Source organism: Streptomyces lusitanus (genome assembly GCF_042647945.1).
Taxonomy (GTDB): Bacteria; Actinomycetota; Actinomycetes; order Streptomycetales; family Streptomycetaceae; genus Streptomyces; species Streptomyces pseudogriseolus.
This window is the reverse complement of record NZ_JBHRWL010000010.1, coordinates 18607-36210: the sequence shown is the minus strand read 5'-3', so window position 1 is coordinate 36210 and position 17604 is coordinate 18607. Positions and strand designations below refer to the sequence as shown.

Here is a 17604-nt window from a genome sequence, read left to right as displayed (position 1 = left end):
CCCCCGAGGGAAGGGAAAAGGACATGCTTCGAGCGCGGAATTCCGGCTGCGACGTGGTCGCATGAGAATCCTCGTCACCGGCGGCGCCGGATTCATCGGCTCGCACTATGTACGGACCATGCTCGACGGGGGCTGTCCGGGATTCGAGGACGCCCACGTCACGGTCCTGGACGCGCTGACCTACGCGGGGAACCGGGACAACCTCCCCGCCTCGCATCCGCGGCTGACCTTCGCACACGGGAACATCCTCGACCGGGAGCTGCTGCGTGACCTGCTCGACGGCCAGGACGCGGTGGTGCACTTCGCGGCCGAGAGCCATGTCGACCGCTCCATCGCCAGCGGCGCCGACTTCGTCCGCACCAACGTCGAGGGCACGCAGGCGTTGCTCGAGGCCTGCCTGGCGGCCGGCGTCGGGCGCGTGGTGCACATCTCGACCGACGAGGTGTACGGCTCCATCGAGGAGGGGGTGTGGACCGAGGAGTCCCCGCTGCTGCCCAACTCGCCGTACGCCGCGTCCAAGGCGGCCTCCGACCTGATCGCCCTGGCGTACTTCCGCACCCATGGGCTGAACGTGTCGGTCACCCGCTGCTCCAACAACTACGGGCCCCACCAGTACCCGGAGAAGTTCATCCCGCTCGCCGTCACCAACCTGCTCGAAGGACGCCCCATCCCCGTCTACGGCGACGGCGGGCAGATCCGCGAGTGGCTGCACGTGGACGACCACTGCCGCGCCGTGCAGCGGGTCCTCACCGGCGGCCGGGCGGGCGAGGTCTACAACATCGGCGCAGGCACGGCCGTCTCGAACCTGGAGCTGGCCCACCGGCTCGCCGAACTGTGCGGGGCGGGACCGGACATGATCCGGCACATCACCGACCGCAAGGGCCACGACCGGCGCTACGCCCTGGACCAGGGCAGGATCGAACGCGAACTCGGCCACCGGCCGCTGACCGCGTTCGACACCGGTCTGGCCGAGACCGTCGCCTGGTACCGCGACAACCCTCACTGGTGGAAGCCGCTCAAGAACGGCGGGGACCGGCCGTGAGCGCCCCCGTGCGGCTGGTGGCGCGCACCGGCGCCGACGTCGCCGAGCGCCTGGCACGGTCGGCCGCGGCGGCCGAGGGCGCGCACACCGCGACGTCCGAGGTGCCGGGCTGGCTGGACCTGCACCGGCTCCTGAGCGGAACGGTCATCCGGCGGATCCCGTTCTCGGGGCTCGACCACTGGTCGTTCGCCCCGGACACCGGAAACCTGCGGCACAGCAGCGGACGCTTCTTCACCGTCGAGGGACTGCACGTCAGCGGGCCGGGCACCGAGTGGGAGCAGCCGATCATCGTGCAGCCGGAGATCGGCATCCTCGGCATCCTCGCCAAGGAGTTCGACGGGGTCCTGCACTTCCTGATGCAGGCCAAGATGGAGCCCGGCAACCCCAACCTGGTGCAGCTCTCCCCCACCGTGCAGGCCACCCGCAGCAACTACACGAAGGCCCACGGCGGGACGGCGGTGAAGTACCTGGAGCACTTCCTCGCCCCGCGCAGGGAGCAGGTCCTCACGGACGTCCTGCAGTCCGAGCACGGCGCCTGGTTCTTCCGCAAACGCAACCGCAACATGATCGTCGAGGTGGACGGCGACGTCACCGTCCACGACGGCTTCTGCTGGCTCACCCTCGGTCAGATCCTGCGGCTGCTGCGCCTGGACAACGTCGTGAACATGGACGCGCGTACCGTGCTGGCGAGCGCGCCGGCCCTCCACGACGAGACGAGGGCGCTGTCGTCGGACGCCGGCCTGCTGGCCTGGTTCACCGGGGAACGCGCCCGGCACGACGTACGCGCCCGCCGTATGCCGCTGCGCGACATCGCCGGCTGGCGGACCGACGCGCACTCCGTCAGCCGGGCCGACGGCAGGTTCTTCCGGGTGATGGCGGTCTCCGTCGAGGGGGCCGGCCGTGAGGTGGCCGGCTGGACCCAGCCGATCATCGAACCCGTCGAGCGCGGGGTGGCCGGCTTCGCCTGCCGGTTCTTCGACGGCGTCCCGCATCTCCTGGCGCACGCCCGCGTCGAGGGCGGTTTCCTCGACACCGTGGAGCTGGCGCCGACCGTGCAGTGCGTGCCGTCGAACTACGCGCCCGAGCACCGGCCGCCCTTCCTGGACGTCCTGCTGGACGCCTCGCCCGACCGCGTCCTGTACTCGGCCGTGCACAGCGAGGAGGGCGGCCGCTTCCTCAACGCGGAGAGCCGCTACCTGATCGTCGAGACCGACGAGGCGACGACCCCCGCCCGGCCGCCCCTCGGCTACCAGTGGGTGACACCGGGCCAGCTGAACTGGCTGGCCGGGCACAGCCGCTACGTCAACGTCCAGGCGAGGACCCTGCTCGCCGTCCTCGGCCCGGCACTGCGCGGCGACGGCGCGCCCTGACCCGAGCGGGTCCGCCGACGGCACGAGGCCCTGCCCGGGAGGTGATCCCCGGGCAGGGCCTCGGTGCCGGCAAGGGCTACTGCGCCGCGCTGAGCCGGCTGGTCATCGGGGTCCACTTCTTGGGGTTGACACGCCAGTCCACCGCCTCCTGCTTGGTGGCGACGTTGACCCGGTTCCACAGGTTGACCAGTCCGATGTGCAGGACGACGGCGGCCAGCTGCACCTGGGTCCAGTGCCTGGCGGCCTCCTCCCAGACCTCGTCCGACACCGGGTCCTCGCGGCCGTCGATCCGCGTGGCGGCCTCCGCCAGCGCCAGCACGGAGCGCTCGGCGTCGGTGAAGCAGGTCTGCTCCCGCCAGGTCTCCACCAGCGGCAGACGGCGGTCCTCCTCCCCCGCCTCCTCGAACTCCTTCGGCTTCACGGGCAGGTGGACCGTCCGCCCGTTGATCTGGCTCACCCTGAGATGGATGAGCACGAGCGTCTGGAGCGGCACGCCGACACTGTTGACGGCCTTGACCAGCGCGCGCATGGGCGGAAGAACATCGGGAACCACCAACGAGGGGTTGGGCATCCGCGGCGACATCATTCTCCTTCGTAGGGGGATCGAAAATCGGTCTGCTCCCGGCAACGCCTGTTTCTCAGGGAATCGGAACTGCGGCGGCCTGCTCTTTGCGCAGGCGTTCGCCGGCGGCGTGCGCGAGTGCTCGGTGAAGTCGTCGGTCGGCCGTGTGCCCGGATTCCCATTGCACGCCGATTGCGAAGGGGTGGTCGGTGACTTCCAGGGCCTCGACGGTTCCGTCCCCGGCCCGTCCGGTGACGGTGAGGCCGCTGCCGACCCGGTCCACCGCCTGGTGGTGGTGGCACGCCGTCTCCGGCTCGTCCTCGTCGAGGATGCCGGCGATCCGGCTGCCGGACAGCAGCTTCAGCGGCCGGCGGCCCAGCGTGAAGGTCTGCGTCCGCGGACGGTGGCCGTCGTGCCCCGTGACGTCCGCCAGGTGCTGGTGCAGGGTGCCCCCGTGCAGCACGTTGAGCAGCTGCAGCCCGCGGCAGATCGCCAGCACGGGCAGGCCGGTGTCCAGCGCCCGGCGCAGCAGCGTCAGTTCGACGCGGTCCGCGTCCGGGGTCATCGCCCGGGTCGCCGGGTGGGCCTGCGCCCCGTACAGCGCGGGGTCCACGTCGGGCCCGCCCGGAACCAGCAGTCCGTCGAGCCGGCCGACCAGGTCCTCCGCGCCCGGCAGCAGCGGCAGCAGCAGGGGCGTGCAGCCCTCCTCGGACAGGAAGGCCACGTGCGACTGGAGGGCCAGGGCGACGACCAGGTCGCTGCCCTGGAGGGTGACCGGCGCCGTCCGCGCACAGATCCCGATGACCGGCCGCCGGGCGGGCCCCGGCCCGTTCGTGACTGAATTCATGACCACCCTTGTTTCCGGGTTCAACTGGGGAAAGTAAGCAGATGAAACACGCGCTTCCCCGGACAGACGGAGCTGCCAAAATATCCGCGCCGTGAAGCCGCGGACCATCGTTCACGGTCCGCTCCAGGCTGCGACTACTGAACAGATAGCGATCCTGCTATCACAAATGGCCGGGGAAATTTGCCCCAGCGGAACTCTCGCAGGCCATTCAACCGAGGTGACCATGATCGAGGCCAAGAACCTCACCAAACGCTACGGCGACAAGACCGTCGTGGACGACCTGTCGTTCACGGTCGAGCCCGGCCGGGTCACCGGCTTCCTGGGTCCCAACGGCGCGGGCAAATCCACCACCATGCGCCTGCTGCTGGGACTCGACAGGCCCGACGCCGGCGAGGCCACCGTCAACGGCGTGCCCTACCGCGAGCTGGACCGGCCGCTGAGCGTCGTCGGCGCCCTGCTGGAGGCCCGCGCCGTCCACACCGGGCGCAGCGCCTTCAACCACCTGCTCTGCCTGGCGCAGACCCAGGGCATCGGCCGGCGCCGGGTCGAGGAGGTCGTCGAGCAGGTCGGGCTGGCCTCCGTGGCCCACAAGCGGGCGGGCGGCTTCTCGCTCGGCATGGGGCAGCGGCTCGGCATCGCCGCCGCACTGCTCGGCGACCCCGCCGCCCTTGTCCTGGACGAGCCCGTCAACGGCCTCGACCCCGAGGGCATCCTGTGGATCCGGAACCTGATGAAGTCGCTCGCGGCCGAGGGCCGCGCCGTCTTCGTCTCCAGCCACCTGATGAACGAGATGGCCGTCACCGCCGACCACCTCGTCGTCATCGGACGCGGCCGGCTGGTCGCCGACTGCTCCACCGAGGAGTTCATCGAGCGCAGCACGGAGCGCTCCGTCCTCATCCGCACGCCCGACGGGACGCAGCTCGCCGGGCTGCTGCGGCGCGAGGGCGCCACCGTCACCCGCACCGGCGAGGGCGACCTCGACGTCACCGGGATCGAGGCCCCGCGCATCGCCGAACTCGCCGCCGCCGACGGCCTGGTGCTGCACGAGCTGACCTCGCGGCGCGGCTCCCTCGAGGAAGCTTTCATGGAACTGACCAGGGACGCCGTCGAGTACGACGCCGACGTGCCCGCCGCCGGAGGTGTGAAGTGACCGCCACGACCACGTTCGCCACCGGGTCCCGCCCGGTCTCCGGGGGCCGGGGTCCGAACTTCGGCAACCTGATGCTCTCGGAGTGGACGAAGATCCGCTCCGTCCGCTCCACCGTCTGGTCCCTCGCCGTCCTGGTCGTGCTCACCCTGGTGTTCACCGCGCTGTTCATGCAGATGGGCATCTCGAACTGGGACAAGGCCGATGCCGCCCAGCAGGCGGAGATGCGCATGGACCCGACCGGCACGATCCTGGGCAGCGGCATCCTGCTCAGCCAGCTCGCGGTGTGCGTGATGGGCGTGATGGCGATCGCGTCCGAGTACTCCACCGGCATGATCCGCGCCAGCCTGCTCGCCGTGCCCCGGCGGGTGCCCGTCCTGGCGGCCAAGGGCGCGGTGTTCGCCCTGCTGGTCCTGGCGGTGGGCGAAGTGACCGCGTTCGGCTCCTTCTTCATCGGCGCGCCGATCCTCGACGGCAAGGCGCCGGTCTCCCTCGGCGACCCGGGCGCCCTGCGGGCGGTCGTCGGCTGCGGCCTCTACCTGGCCCTGCTCGGACTGTTCGCCCTCGCCGTCGGCGCGATCATCCGGCACACCGCGGCCAGCATCACCGTCGTCGTCGGGTTCGTCCTGGTGATCACCCCGATGGCGGACCTGCTGCCCGGCAGCGTGGGCGAGCACATCCACGCCTGGCTGCCCACCCAGGCCGGCTTCATGATCACCCAGCAGCACTCCCGCGCCGGCGATCTGCTGGGGCCGTGGGAGGGGCTCGGGGTGCTCGCGCTCTGGGCGGCCGTCCTGCTGGCCGTCGCGGCGGTGCAGATGCGGCGCCGGGACGCCTGATCCCCCCCGCGGGTGTCCGCCCGGCGGACACCCGCGGAGCCGTGTTTGAGAGAACGTCAACCTGCTCTCCACTGCGGCTGGAGACCCTCCTGCGACCCTCGTCGGCAGCGGCAGCAGAGAGGGAGTCACAGGGATGTCTCAGAGCAACGCGCAAGCCGTCTCGATCACGAGTGCGTTCAGTGCCGTCCGCATGGAGAACGTCGGAGCCTCGGCGCACAGCGAGTTCGACCTGAGGAATTTCGAGGAGATCCCGGCCCGCGAAGTCCCCCTTTCCGCTCTCTCGCCGGGAGTTTCCCTGCGCCAGGGCGGAACGGACCCCGCTCATGTCCGGCTTCTCGTGGACGCCGCGGATTCGGCGGAACTGCCTCCCCTGCTCGTCCAGGTGGACGGCTGCCGTGTCATCGACGGGCTGCACCGCCTGGAGGCCGCCCGGCTCATGGGCGCCGAAAGCATCCAGGTCCGTTTTCTCGACTGCTCCAACTCCGAGGCCCTCGTCATCGCCATGAAGGCGAACGGCACGCACGGCCTGCCGCTGTCGCGGGCCGACCGCGTCGCCGGCGCCCAGCGGGTCCTCAACTCCCACCCCGACTGGTCCGACCGTGCCATCGCGGGCGTCACCGGACTGAGTGCCAAGACCATCGCGTCCCTGCGCGAGCGGTCGGCGATCGCGACGCCGTTGGGCGGCAAGCGCATCGGCCAGGACGGCAGGCGGCGTCCGGTGGACGCCGGCGAGGGCAGGCGGCGCGCCGCCGAGTACATCGCCGCCCACCCGGACGCGCCGCTGCGCCAGGTCGCCAAGGCCACCGACGTGTCGCTGGGCACGGTGCACGACGTCAGCGCCCGGCTGCGGCGCGGCGAGGGGCCCGAACGCAACGGGCGCCGCACGCCCGCCGCGCGACCGCAGCACGTGCGGCCCGTCCAGTCCGTGCCGGCGCCCGCCGACGTGACGGCGCCGGCCGGGCCGGACACCGACGGGGTGCGCCGGGCGCCGCTGCGTGTGGCCGGGAGCGCCGAGGCCGCCCCGCCGCAGCGCAGGAACCACTCCGAGCCCGCGCCCACCTGGGCGGCGGTGGCGGCCAAGATGGCCACCGACCCCGCGATCCGCTACACCGCCGACGGCCGGGAGCTGCTGCGCTGGATGCAGTCGCAGACCACCGAGCCCGGTGAGGACTGGCGGCGGCTCGTCGACGCCGTGCCGCCCCACTGGCTCGGTGTGGTCGCCCCGATCGCCGAGCACATCGGCAAGGAGTGGTGTCTGCTCGCCGAACGGCTGAAGGCCCGTCAGGACCTGTGCCGCACCCTGTCGCCTTCGGGGACCTGACCACCGCTCCCGCGCTCCTGACGGCACCTCGGATCCCCGACCGCCGCGTCTACGCCCCTGGCGGCACCGGCGCGGCGGGCACCAGCCGTAGCCGGCCGGCGCCGGCCGGCTCCCGCCCGGGTGCGGCCGCTGCCGGTGTGGTGGCGGCGCATCCGGGATGCGGCACGACCGTCGCGGGCGGGTCGAGCTCCGGCAGGGCGAGCAGCACCGGCGGATCGGCCGGGCAGGCCGGCCGCAGCCGTACCGCGGCGCTGGTGACGGCGCCGGCGGTGACGGTCACGGTGGTGGCCGCCGTGCCGTGGCCTCCGACGAGTCCGGTCCGCACGGCGTGCGGGTCGTGACCGGTGCCGGCCGCCACCGCCACCGCGAGCAGGTGCCAGCGCCCCTCGGGCACGTCCCGCAGGGAGTAGCAGGACGGCCGGTCGCTCGGCACGTCGACGACCGCCTGGGCGACGGCCGGGTACTGGACGACGGCCGTGGCGAAGGCCCCCAGGAACACCCGTGCGTTGCCGTGGCCCGGTGGCAGCCTGACCGTGCCGGCGACCGAGCCGAACCGCGGCGACGGTCCCGGCTCTGGCGCCGGCGGCTCGGCCCCCTGCGCGCCGCACAGCCGGCGGAACCGGCCGGGTGACAGGCCGACAGCGGCCGTGAAGGAATGCGTGAACGCGTCGAGGCTGTCGAAGCCGACCGCTGCGGAGATCTCCGCGAACGTCATCGAGGTGCTCCCGATGAGCTTCTTCGCCTCGTGAACGCGGACCGCGGCCAGGAATCTCCCGGGGCTCACCCCGGTCTCCTCCCGGAACAGACGCGAGAAGGGGAAATCGCCGAGTGAGGCGCCGTGCGCGACGTCCGTGACGGTCAGCGGGTCCCCGAACCGCTCGCGCATACGGGCGACCGCCCGCTCCACTGCTGCATCCATGGCCCACCCCAGGTGTGTCGTCCCGCTCGACAGGGTGGCTCGTGCGCGCGGGACTTTGCTCGAGTCCCGCTAGGGGACCGCTGCAGGATCGCTCCGGACGGGGGCGAGACGCCGGCGATCGAGCACGAACGGAGAAGCCTCCGGCGGACGCCCGCGGCTAGCGTGAACGTCATGAGCTTCCTCGCACACGTCACCCTGGAGGTGGCCGACCTCGCGGCCGCCGAACGCTTCTACTCCGACGCCTTCGGGCTGGGCCCGCGGGTACGTCTGCGCACCTCCGAGGCGCCGACGAGCGGATTCCGCGGATTCACCATGTCGATCACCGTGTCCCAGCCGGCCGACGTCGACAGCTTCCTCGGCTCCGCCCTGGAGGCCGGCGCCACCGCGCTGAAGCCGGCCGCGAAGTCCCTGTGGGGCTACGGCGGCGTCGTGCAGGCGCCGGACGGCACGATCTGGAAGGTGGCGACCTCGTCCAAGAAGAACACCGGCCCCGCCACCCGCAAGGTCGACGACCTCGTTCTCCTGCTGGGCGTCGAGGACGTCAAGGCGAGCAAGCAGTTCTACGTCGGGCAGGGCCTGTCCGTCGCCAAGAGCTTCGGCGGCAAGTACGTCGAGTTCTCCTCCGACGACGCCTCCGTCAAGCTGGCGCTGTACAAGCGCCGGGGCCTGGCCAAGGACGTCGGTGTGCCCGAGGAGGGCAGCGGCTCGCACCGCATCGTGCTCGGCGGCACCGCCGGGTCCTTCACCGACCCGGACGGCTTCGCCTGGGAGTCGGCGTCGGTGTCGTCCGCCTCCGCCTGACTCCGTCGGCCGGCCGCCGGAACACGAACGCGCCCACCGAGCGGTGCCATGGGCGGGCACCGCTCGGTGGGCTGCCGTCTCGCGGATGCGGTGCCTCAGCCGAAGGAGATGTCGGTGCCGACCGGGCCGGTGGAGGCCAGGTAGGCGACCAGCTGGCACTGCTGCGCGGCGCAGTCGACGGTCACGGACGTACCGGTGCCGGTGCTCCAGTCGGTGGCCGTGAACTGCTTGCGCACGGTGTAGGGCACGGTGAAGGTGCCGTCGGACCGCACGGTGGCCGTGGCCAGCGTGTCGGTGCAGGTGGTGCTCTCCCGGCACTGCGAAACCGCGACCTCGGCACCCGCCTGATAGCCCGAGCCGGACACGGTCACGGTCTGCCCGTCGGCCAGGCCGCTGCTGGGCGAGGCGGTCACCGCCGGGGCTGCGGAGGCCGGGGCGGTGGACAGGGCCAGGGCCGCGACGGCGGCGGAGCCCAGCATGCCGGCCTTGGTCAGACGCGAGCGGATCTGCATGGTCGTCTCCTCGAAGAGTGCGGACAGCGGAAGTGGAACGGCGTTCGGAAGATCACGCCTCACCCAGAGTCGGCCGGAACACATGAGACCGGCTCGAGACCGCCTCGACGCCCGCTGGAACTGCGCCGCACGTCCGGTTGACCGCCGCACGGGGCGGCGCATCGCGGAGGACGTCGTCCAGGAGCACACGCCGGGCAGGCCGGACCGGCCGGCGGCGCCGGCGACGGCGGCACAGACGTGCGCAGGAGGGGACGTGTCGTGAGCTCAGGCGTTGCCGAGCATGAAGCCGACGCCGCGGACCGTCACGATCCAGCCGCTGTCGCCCAGCTTGCCGCGCAGGCTGCTGACATGGGTGTCGACGGTGCGGCGGGACCAGGAGTCACCCCAGACCTGCTGCAGGAGCTGCTTGCGCGGGATGACGGTGTCCGGGTGCGAGGCCAGCAGGCACAGGAGATCGAACTCCTTGCGGGTCAGGGCGACTTCCTCGCCGCCGACCAGGACCTCACGGGAGCCCACATCGATGTGCAGACGGCCGTGCCGGATCTCGCGGGCCGCGGCCGGCTGCCACTCGGCGCGCCGCATCACGGCCTCGATGCGGGCCATCAGCTCGCGCAGGCCGTAGGGCTTGGCGACGTAGTCGTCGGCGCCCGCCTGGAGGCCGAGGACGCAGTCCAGTTCGGAGGCGCGGGCGGTGACGATGATGACGGGCACCCGGCTGACGGAGCGGATGGCGCGGCAGATCTCCAGGCCGTCCAGGTCGGGCAGCTCGAGGTCCAGCAGAACGAGATCGGCGTCCTCGTGGGCGCGCAGCGCAGCCTCGCCGCGGCGGACGCCGAAGGCGTCGTGTCCGTGCCGGCGCAGCTGGGTGACGAGGGATTCGGCGCAGGCGGTGTCGGCGTCGACGACGAGGACCCGGCGGCCCGAGGGCATCGAGACCGCGGCTCCGCGGCCGGCGGCCGCGGTGTCCCGCTCCCCGGCGGGCCGGGGGGCGGCCGGGGCACGGCCGACGGCGGGAGCGGGGCCGGCGGGCGGGCGGGTGTCGAGCAGCGCCTGTGCCGAAGTCACGGTCATGCCTCCCCGGGGGTGCGGTGCTGTGCGCGGGTCCGGGTCCCGCCCTGCCCGTGAATCTAGGCAAGGGCGGTCGAGCCCCGGTACAGCCCCGGCTGCCCCCGGCGGGACGCCCCCTACGGGTTGAGCACCCAGGCCGACTCGTGGCGGGTGAACCCGATGTGCGGGTAGTAGTCGACGGCCGCGGGCGCGGACAGCAGCACGAGCTTGGCGTCCGGGGCCTCGCCGCGCGTGGCGTCGATCAGGGCGCGGCCGATGCCGGAGCGCTGGTGGTCCCGCACGACCGCGATGTCCGAGACGTAGGTGACGTAGGAGAAGTCGGAGACGGCGCGCACGATGCCGAGCAGCACGCCCTCGTCGTCGCGGGCGACGAGCACGAGGTTGGCGTTCTCGACCATGGCCGCGAACCGCTCGCGGTCCCCGACCGGGCGCCGCTCGCCGAGGCCCGAGGCGTGGTAGACGCCGAGGACCTCGTCCAGGTCGAGCGCGGCGCCGTCGACGCGGTCAATCTTCCAGCTCATGCAGCTTCTCCAATCGGGTGCGGATCACATCGTGGTGGGTGAGGAAGCGCTCGGGTCCGAGGCCGGCCGGCTCGATGCCCTGCTTGGCCAGGGACGCGCCGAAGTGCTCGCCCGTCGCCAGAGTGTGGTTGGCCGCGGCCTGCACGCTGCGGTAGGCGTGTTCGCGTTCCATGCCGTCGCCGAGGAGTCCGGCGAGGACCGAGGAACTGTAGACAAGGCCGTCGGTCTGGTCGATGTGCGCGCGCATCCGGTCGGCGTCCACGGTGAGCGAGGCCACCAGCTCGGCGGCCTTGGTCACCTGGAAGTGGCCGACGCTGAGGCTGTCCGGCAGGATCACCCGCTCCACGGACTGGTGGGCGAGGTCGCGTTCGTGCCAGAGCGCCACGTTCTCCAGCGCGGTGTCGGCGTAGCCGCGCAGCAGGCGCGCCAGGCCGCACAGGCGTTCGCTGGTGGTGGGGTTGCGCTTGTGCGGCATGGCGCTGGAGCCCTGGTAGGCGCTGGTGCGCGCCTCCTCGACCTCGCGGACCTCGGTGCGCTGCAGCAGCCGCAGTTCCAGGGCGATCTGCTCCACACAGGCGCCCAGGACGGCCACGGCCTGCAGGAGCTGGGCGTGCCGGTCGCGGGCGACGACCTGGCTGGGCGCGGGCTCGGCGGCGAGGCCGAGGGCGGAGCAGACGTGCTCCTCCACCCGGGGGTCGATCAGCGCGTAGGTGCCGACGGAGCCGGAGACGGTGCCGACGGCGACGGCCTCGCGGGCGGCTTCGAGCCGGCGCAGCGAGCGGTCCACGGCGAAGGCGTGTCCGGCGAGTTTGTGCCCGAAGGTGGTGGGCTCGGCGTGCATGCCGTGGGTGCGGCCCACCATCGCGGTGTCCCAGTGCTCCAGGGCGCGTCCGGTCAGCACGCGGCGCAGCCGCCGGGCGGCGCCGGTGAGCAGGTCGGTGGCGCGCGCGAGGGTGTGGCCGAGCGCGGTGTCGACGAGGTCGTAGCTGGTCATGCCGAGGTGCACCCAGCGTGCGGACGCGTCGGGGATGTCCTCGCAGTAGGCGGCGAGGAAGGAGAGCACCTCGTGGTCGCGTTCGCGCTCGATCTCGGCGACCCGCTCCGGGTCGGGGACGCGGGCGCGGCGCATGTCCTCCACCGCCTCGTGGGGTACGCGGCCGAGGGCGGCCTGCGCCTCGGAGGCGAGGATCTCCACGCGCACCCAGGTGGCGTAGCGGGTCCGGTCGGAGAAGAGCGAGGCCATCTCCGGCAGTGTGTAACGGGGAATCATGGCGGGCCGCCTTCGTCGGGAGGGGAACGGCAGGGGGCGGGGGGCTCGGCCGTGGTCAGTAGGCGCCGAAGTACTCGCGCTGTTCCCACTCGGTGACCTGGCCCGGGGAGGGGGGCGCCTGCACGCACGCGGCCTCGTAGCGGCGCAGCTCGCTCTCCTTGAGCTTGGCCAGGCAGGCGGCGAGCGGTTCGCCGAGCAGCCGGGCGGCACGGCCCGCGCGGAAGGCGTCGAGGGCCTCGCGCAGCTGCTGCGGCACCAGGTCCGCCCCGCCGGCCCCGGCGGGGTCACCGGTGCCGGCCGGCGGGGTCTGCGCGGTCAGGCCCTCCAGTCCCGCGAACAGCTGGGCGGCGATGTTCAGGTACGGGTTGGCGCAGGGTTCGCCGATCCGGTTCTCGATGTGCGCCCCGGCGCCGTGGCCGACGACGCGGAGCATCGCGCTGCGGTCCTCCTGGCTCCAGCCGAGGCGCGTGGGTGCGAGGGAGTGCTCTGCGGACAGCCGCCGGTAGCCGTTGACGGTGGGCACCGAGAGCAGGAACAGCTCGCGGGCCCACGACAGCAGCCCCTCGGCGTACGCCTTGCCCTGCGGGGACAGTCCCCCGGAGGGGCCCTCGGTGCCGAACAGGTTGCCGCCCGTGGCGACGTCGGTGACCGACTGGTTGAGGTGCCAGCCGCTGGGGTCGGCGGCGTCGAGGAGCGGCAGCGACATGAAGGAGGCGTGGTGGCCGCGGCGGGCGCACCAGCTCTTGGTGACCGTGCGGAACAGCAGCATCGCGTCGGCGGTGTCCAGCGCGGTCATCGGGCTGAACGTCGTCTCGATCTGGCCGGGCCCGGACTCGTGCTCCATCGACCGCAGGGGCAGGCCCAGGGCGAGCAGGTGCAGGGCGAGCGGATCGGTCAGGGGCGCGGCAGTGTCGTAGTGGGCGTCGAGGTTGAACTGGTAGCCGGCGTTCAGGGCCGCCACGCGCGGCGCCCTGCCCTGCAGGCCGAAGCCGTTGCCGCTGTTGCCGGGCTCGTCGTCCAGGCGCCGGGTGAGGTACCACTCGACCTCCAGGCCGAGGACGGGGGCGAGGCCGTGCCCGGCGTACCGGTCGACGACGCGGCGCAGCACGGCCCGGGAGGACAGCGGGTGGGGGGTGCCGTCGCGCAGGTACTCGTCGCCGATCACCCAGGCGGTGCGGGCGTCACCGCCGGGCAGCGGCTGGAAGGTGAGGGGGTCGGGGACGAGGATGAAGTTCCCGGCGCCGGCGATCTCGTCGACGCCGATGCCGTGATCGCCGAGGAAGTCGACGGCGACGGCGTGCCCGGTGTCGAAGACGAACGGGCCGGGGCTGAAGTTCATGCCGTTGCGCAGGACGGTGCGGAACGCCTCGGCGGTGAGGGTCTTGGAGCGGACCAGTCCGTGCGGGTCGCCGAAGACGAGGCGTACGAGGTCGAGGTCGGCGAGGCTCGCCTCGACCCGCTCGGCGGCGGCGGTCCGGGCTTCGTCCCACAGCCCGTGGTCGGCGACGAACGACGGCCGCCCGACGCTTCCCTCCGCGGCGGGCGAGGACCATGACCTGGCATACATGGGGTGTCCTTTCCAGGGCGTGCGTCAGCGGGCGGCCGCGGGCTCCAGGGCCCGTGCCGGGGCGGGCGCCGGGGTGGCGAGGTCCGGTTCCAGGCGCGCGGCGAGCGTGAGGACCAGGTCGTCCGCGCCGACGGGGCCGACCAGTTGCAGGCCCACGGGCAGGCCGGAGCGGGTGAGCCCGGCGGGCAGCGACAGGGCCGGCTGCCCGGTCATGTTGAACGGGTACGCGGCGGGCGCCCAGGCCAGCCACCGCAGGTCGCGGGGGTCGGCCGCCCAGGCCGGGCCGATGGCGTCGGCGGCGAACGGCTCGACGGGCACGGTGGCCATGGCGAGGACGTCGTAGCGGTCCATGAGGGCGCGCAGGCCGGTGCGCAGCTCCTGGCGGACCTCCTCGGCGCGGATCACGTCGGCGCCGCTGAGGGTGCGCCCGTGGCGGACGATCTCGAGGCGGCCGGGGTCGGCCCACTCGTCGTGCTCGGGGCGGGCCCCGGCGGCCTCGCAGGCGGCGAGGAGGTCGACGAGCGCGGGGTAGGGGTCGGTGCGGTACGGCTCGACGTCCTCGACCAGGTGGCCCTGGCCCAGCAGCGCGAGCCGGGCCTGCCCGGTCACCCGGCGGACCTCCTCGGCGGTGCCCTCGTACTCGATCCAGCCGATCCGCAGGGCCCGGCGGGTGCGCGGCGCGTCGAGAGAGCCGAGGCCGGAGTCCGGGTCGCCCGGGTGCGGGCCCGCCATGACCTGGGCGAGCAGCGCGGCGTCGGCGACGGTGCGGGCGAGAGGGCCCTGGTGGGCGAGCCGGTCGGCGCTGTTGGGGACGTACGGGATGCGCCCCAGGGACGGCTTGTAGCCGACGACGCCGCAGAACGCGGCCGGGATGCGGATCGATCCGGCGCCGTCGGTGCCCAGGGAGCCGTCGCACAGGCCCGTGGCGACCGCGGCGGCGGCTCCGCCGCTGGAGCCGCCCGCGCTCAGGCGGGGGTCGTAGGGGTTGCGGGCGGGCGGGCCGACCCGGCTGACCGTCGAGGCGCTCCAGCCGTACTCGGAGGTGGCGGTCTTGCCGACCACGACGGCTCCGGCGGCGCGCAGCCGGGCCACGGCGGGCGCGTCCGCCCGGGGCCGGTCGTTGGGCAGCAGCGAGCCGCGGGCGGTGGGCAGGTCGCGGGTCTGCAGCAGGTCCTTCACGGAGACGGTGACGCCGAGCAGCGGCAGGGTCCGCCAGATGTCGGGGCCGCCCTCGCGGATCCGCCGGTCGGCCAGTTCGGCGGCGCGCAGCGCCTCCTCGCCCGCGACGGCGACGTACGCGTCGAGCGTGTCCTGCTCGCGGGCGGCGGTCAGGACGGCGGTCGTGTGCTCGACGGCGGACAGCTCGCCCCGCCGCAGCAGTTCCCTGGTGCGGCTGATGCCGTGGGCGGTCATCGGTCTCCCCTCAGGACGCCCGGCGGCCCTGGCCGGCCAGGAGGTCCGAGTCGGCGGGTCCCCGGCCCGTGACGGCCGTCCAGTGCCAGCCGGAGTCGAACGCGGTGACCTCGAGTTCGGTGCCGGCGGCGACGAGGGCGGCGGCGAGCGAGGTGGCGCGGGCGATGAACGCCGACACCCGGTGGGCGGCGAGCAGGTCCTGTTCGCCGAACGGGTCGCCGGCGCAGCGCAGCAGCCGCAGGTCCATGAACCCGTCGAACCGGCGCCCGTCGACCTCGACGGCCTGCGGGGAGCGGATCGAGAACCGCACGTTGTTGTTGACGTGCCCGTGGTGGTGCTGGTCGGAGAAGTACGCGAGGTCGGGGATGACGGGCGGCACGAAGTGGTCGCGGGCCACGACCTCGGGCACCCGGGGGAGATTGCCGGCGACGAAGTGCCAGGAGTTGTACTGCATCCGTGAGGACATCGCCCAGGCGGCGTCGGCGAGGGCGGCCTCGGAGCCGCCGAAGTGGGCGGCGGCCTCCGGGCGCGGCACCACGCAGCAGAAGAAGCGGGTGATGTCCCAGTCGCAGATCTCGGCCCAGTTCTCCCCGCGCAGCGCGCGCACCAGGGCGGGCAGGGAGCGCATGCCGCGGCTCATGGCGAAGTCGGCGCCGAAGGCCGTGGCGGTCGCGGCGACGCTCTCGTACACCAGGGACTCCAGGCCGGTGCCGAAGGCGCCGTGCGGCCGGGCGAGCCAGCCCGGCTCGGCGGCCAGGTCCCGGCCGAGGTCGGCGAGGGTGGCGCCGGTCAACGGCAGGCGGGTCCGCAGGTGTTCGGCGACGGCGTCCTCGCGGGCCCGCGCCTGCGGTCCGGGCGCGCCGGCCACGCGTTCCACCTTGTGCATGAGGGCCCCGTGGATCTCCCGGTACAGCTGGGCGCTGCGGGCGACGTCCTGGCGGCGCGCGCGCAGCGCGGCCGCGAGCCGGTCGAGGTCGGCGACGCGGGGCGAGGCGGCGGGCACCGGGTCGGCCCCGCACACGGCGTTGTAGGCGCGCCGCACCCGCTCCAGGGTGTACGCGACGTGATCGACGGTCAGCTGGGTGCCGTTGGCCTCCTCGACGCGGCCGAAGCCGGCCGAGCGGATGAGCAGCGTGAGGCAGACGACGAGCTGGGTGTCCTGGTCCGTCCAGAGGTCCAGCGGGAGGCCGTGCAGGGCGCTGAGGGCGCAGTCGGGGTGACCGGGCCACAGCGTCTTGCCGGTCAGGGTGTTGCGGCCGCGGAAGTTCGTGTACTGGGTGTCCTCCTGGTAGAGGACGAACGGGGCGGTGCGCAGGGCCGCTTCCCTGGCCTGCGTGACCAGCGCGTCCCGGCCCTCGGGGCCCTGCTCGGCGAGCCAGGCGCGGCAGTCGGCGGCGGAGGCGGCCTGCCGGGCGCGGGCGGCGTCGAGTGCGCGCCGGTAGGCGTCGAGGACGGCGCGGCTCCACGGCACGCGGCGGACGCCGGCGACCAGGTCGCGCGGGTCCAGCGGCGGGGCGCCGGGCGTGCGCAGGACGATACGGCCGCTGGTGCTGAGGGCGATCTCGCCACGGAACGCGGGCGGTTCGGCGGACGCGGACGGCACGGCGGACACGGCCGGCGCGGAGGGCCGGGGGCCGGTCTCCGCGGTCGCCGTGCCGGTCCCGGGCACGGCGGCCGGCCCGTCGGCGCCGTCGCCGGCGTCGCGCCAGGTCAGTCCGGCCAGCGCCACCAGGGCGGCCTGCTCGGCGGTGTTCAGGGCACGCAGCTGGACGTCGCGCGGGACGTGCCCGTCGAGGGTGAGCAGCACCTCGAGGGCCGAGCGCAGGTCCCGGGTCCCGCCCGCGCGCCGCCAGACGCGCTGGAGGAGGCCGGGGAACCCGGCGTCGGGTGCGGCGACGTGGTCCGGTTCGGCGGTGGTCCCGGCGGGGATGCCGAGCCGGCTGGGGCGGCGGCTGATCCGCTTCCGGGCGTGTTCGGCGCGACGGGATTCCTGGCGCCTTCCGGAGTCCTTCATGCGGCGCCCTCGGCGGTGAGTTCGATGTGGTTCCACATCGCGTCGCCGGTGGGGGTCCAGTCCTCGTCGACGTAGATGCAGTCGACCGGGCACTCCAGGACACAGCTGGGGCAGCCCGAGCACAGCTCGGGGACGATCACCACGTCCAGGCCGTGGTCGAAGATCGCGCCGAACTCCCCGGGACAGGAACGCAGGCAGTTGCCGCAGGTGATGCACTCGGACGGTTCGATGCGCCTCGGCGGCTTCTTCCAGTTGTCGGCGCGGGCGCGCCGTGTGATGCGATCGGCGCGCTCCGACAGCGCGGCGGACGACGCGAGCTTCTTCACGGGATCGGCCCCCTCCGGGACTCTTCTCGGCCACGGCCGAGACGGACGGTCCCGATCGTCACCGG

At 73.4% G+C, this 17604-nt stretch carries 17 protein-coding genes; 6 read left to right on the top strand and 11 right to left on the bottom strand.

Features of this window, described 5'->3' with window-relative positions; genetic code table 11:
- Window positions 1–61: 61 nt before the first annotated feature.
- Both rfbB and ACFOSY_RS17730 read left to right on the top strand, forming a co-directional pair.
- Window positions 62–1042 carry a dTDP-glucose 4,6-dehydratase gene (rfbB, locus tag ACFOSY_RS17735; protein ID WP_394307846.1) on the top strand — a complete coding sequence of 327 codons (981 nt, stop codon included), beginning with the start codon at window positions 62–64 and terminating at the stop codon, window positions 1040–1042.
- The gene (locus ACFOSY_RS17730; protein WP_394307844.1) at window positions 1039–2412 is read left to right on the top strand and encodes an NDP-hexose 2,3-dehydratase family protein; all 1374 of its coding nucleotides are present in this window, start codon (window positions 1039–1041) and stop codon (window positions 2410–2412) included. Before rfbB ends, ACFOSY_RS17730 begins: the two co-directional genes overlap by 4 nt.
- Window positions 2413–2488: 76 nt before the next feature.
- Here ACFOSY_RS17730 and ACFOSY_RS17725 read toward each other — a convergent pair whose 3' ends face one another.
- On the bottom strand, window positions 2489–2941 hold the full coding sequence (locus ACFOSY_RS17725) for a carboxymuconolactone decarboxylase family protein (protein ID WP_394307842.1): 453 nt from the start codon (window positions 2939–2941) through the stop codon (window positions 2489–2491).
- Between the two features lie 109 nt (window positions 2942–3050).
- Window positions 3051–3821, bottom strand: a complete 771-nt coding sequence (locus ACFOSY_RS17720) for a gamma-glutamyl-gamma-aminobutyrate hydrolase family protein (protein WP_394307840.1) — start codon at window positions 3819–3821, stop codon at window positions 3051–3053.
- A gap of 223 nt (window positions 3822–4044) precedes the next feature.
- On the opposite strand from ACFOSY_RS17720, the gene ACFOSY_RS17715 reads away from it, so the two are divergent.
- From ACFOSY_RS17715 to ACFOSY_RS17705, 3 genes are all read left to right on the top strand, one after another.
- Window positions 4045–4971, top strand: a complete 927-nt coding sequence (locus tag ACFOSY_RS17715; protein ID WP_394307838.1) for an ABC transporter ATP-binding protein — start codon at window positions 4045–4047, stop codon at window positions 4969–4971.
- Window positions 4968–5807: an ABC transporter permease subunit gene (locus ACFOSY_RS17710; RefSeq protein ID WP_394307836.1), complete on the top strand. Its 840-nt coding sequence runs from the start codon at window positions 4968–4970 to the stop codon at window positions 5805–5807. The genes ACFOSY_RS17715 and ACFOSY_RS17710 overlap by 4 nt, the downstream gene beginning before the upstream one ends.
- Before the next feature lie 190 nt (window positions 5808–5997).
- Window positions 5998–7128, top strand: coding sequence for a ParB N-terminal domain-containing protein (locus ACFOSY_RS17705; protein WP_394307834.1), 1131 nt, complete (start codon window positions 5998–6000; stop codon window positions 7126–7128).
- 49 nt (window positions 7129–7177) lie between these two features.
- On the opposite strand, the gene ACFOSY_RS17700 is transcribed toward ACFOSY_RS17705, so the two are convergent.
- Window positions 7178–8047: a helix-turn-helix domain-containing protein gene (locus tag ACFOSY_RS17700; RefSeq protein WP_394307831.1), complete on the bottom strand. Its 870-nt coding sequence runs from the start codon at window positions 8045–8047 to the stop codon at window positions 7178–7180.
- A gap of 171 nt (window positions 8048–8218) precedes the next feature.
- Here ACFOSY_RS17700 and ACFOSY_RS17695 point away from each other — a divergent pair, with 171 nt between their 5' ends.
- A complete protein-coding gene (locus ACFOSY_RS17695; protein WP_394307829.1) occupies window positions 8219–8848 on the top strand; it encodes a glyoxalase in 630 nt (209 codons plus the stop codon).
- A 95-nt stretch (window positions 8849–8943) separates the two neighbouring features.
- On the opposite strand, the gene ACFOSY_RS17690 is transcribed toward ACFOSY_RS17695, so the two are convergent.
- The 8 genes from ACFOSY_RS17690 to ACFOSY_RS17655 form a co-directional block, all read right to left on the bottom strand.
- Window positions 8944–9360 (bottom strand): enediyne antibiotic chromoprotein, encoded by a 417-nt coding sequence (locus tag ACFOSY_RS17690; RefSeq protein ID WP_394307826.1) that lies wholly within the window; start codon window positions 9358–9360, stop codon window positions 8944–8946.
- Window positions 9361–9624: 264 nt separating this feature from the next.
- The gene (locus tag ACFOSY_RS17685; RefSeq protein WP_394307824.1) at window positions 9625–10431 is read right to left on the bottom strand and encodes a response regulator transcription factor; all 807 of its coding nucleotides are present in this window, start codon (window positions 10429–10431) and stop codon (window positions 9625–9627) included.
- A 113-nt stretch (window positions 10432–10544) separates the two neighbouring features.
- Entirely contained in the window at window positions 10545–10949 is a 405-nt protein-coding gene (locus tag ACFOSY_RS17680; protein WP_394307822.1) for a GNAT family N-acetyltransferase, read from the bottom strand.
- On the bottom strand, window positions 10933–12219 hold the full coding sequence (gene purB, locus ACFOSY_RS17675) for an adenylosuccinate lyase (RefSeq protein WP_394307820.1): 1287 nt from the start codon (window positions 12217–12219) through the stop codon (window positions 10933–10935). Before purB ends, ACFOSY_RS17680 begins: the two co-directional genes overlap by 17 nt.
- 55 nt (window positions 12220–12274) lie before the next feature.
- Entirely contained in the window at window positions 12275–13786 is a 1512-nt protein-coding gene (locus tag ACFOSY_RS17670) for a glutamine synthetase (protein ID WP_394307818.1), read from the bottom strand.
- Window positions 13787–13810: 24 nt separating this feature from the next.
- On the bottom strand, window positions 13811–15199 hold the full coding sequence (locus tag ACFOSY_RS17665; protein WP_394307815.1) for an amidase: 1389 nt from the start codon (window positions 15197–15199) through the stop codon (window positions 13811–13813).
- Window positions 15200–15209: 10 nt separating this feature from the next.
- Entirely contained in the window at window positions 15210–17213 is a 2004-nt protein-coding gene (locus ACFOSY_RS17660; protein ID WP_394307813.1) for a hypothetical protein, read from the bottom strand.
- Window positions 17210–17539: an ATP-binding protein gene (locus ACFOSY_RS17655; RefSeq protein ID WP_394307811.1), complete on the bottom strand. Its 330-nt coding sequence runs from the start codon at window positions 17537–17539 to the stop codon at window positions 17210–17212. Before ACFOSY_RS17655 ends, ACFOSY_RS17660 begins: the two co-directional genes overlap by 4 nt.
- Between the last annotated feature and the right edge of the window lie 65 nt (window positions 17540–17604).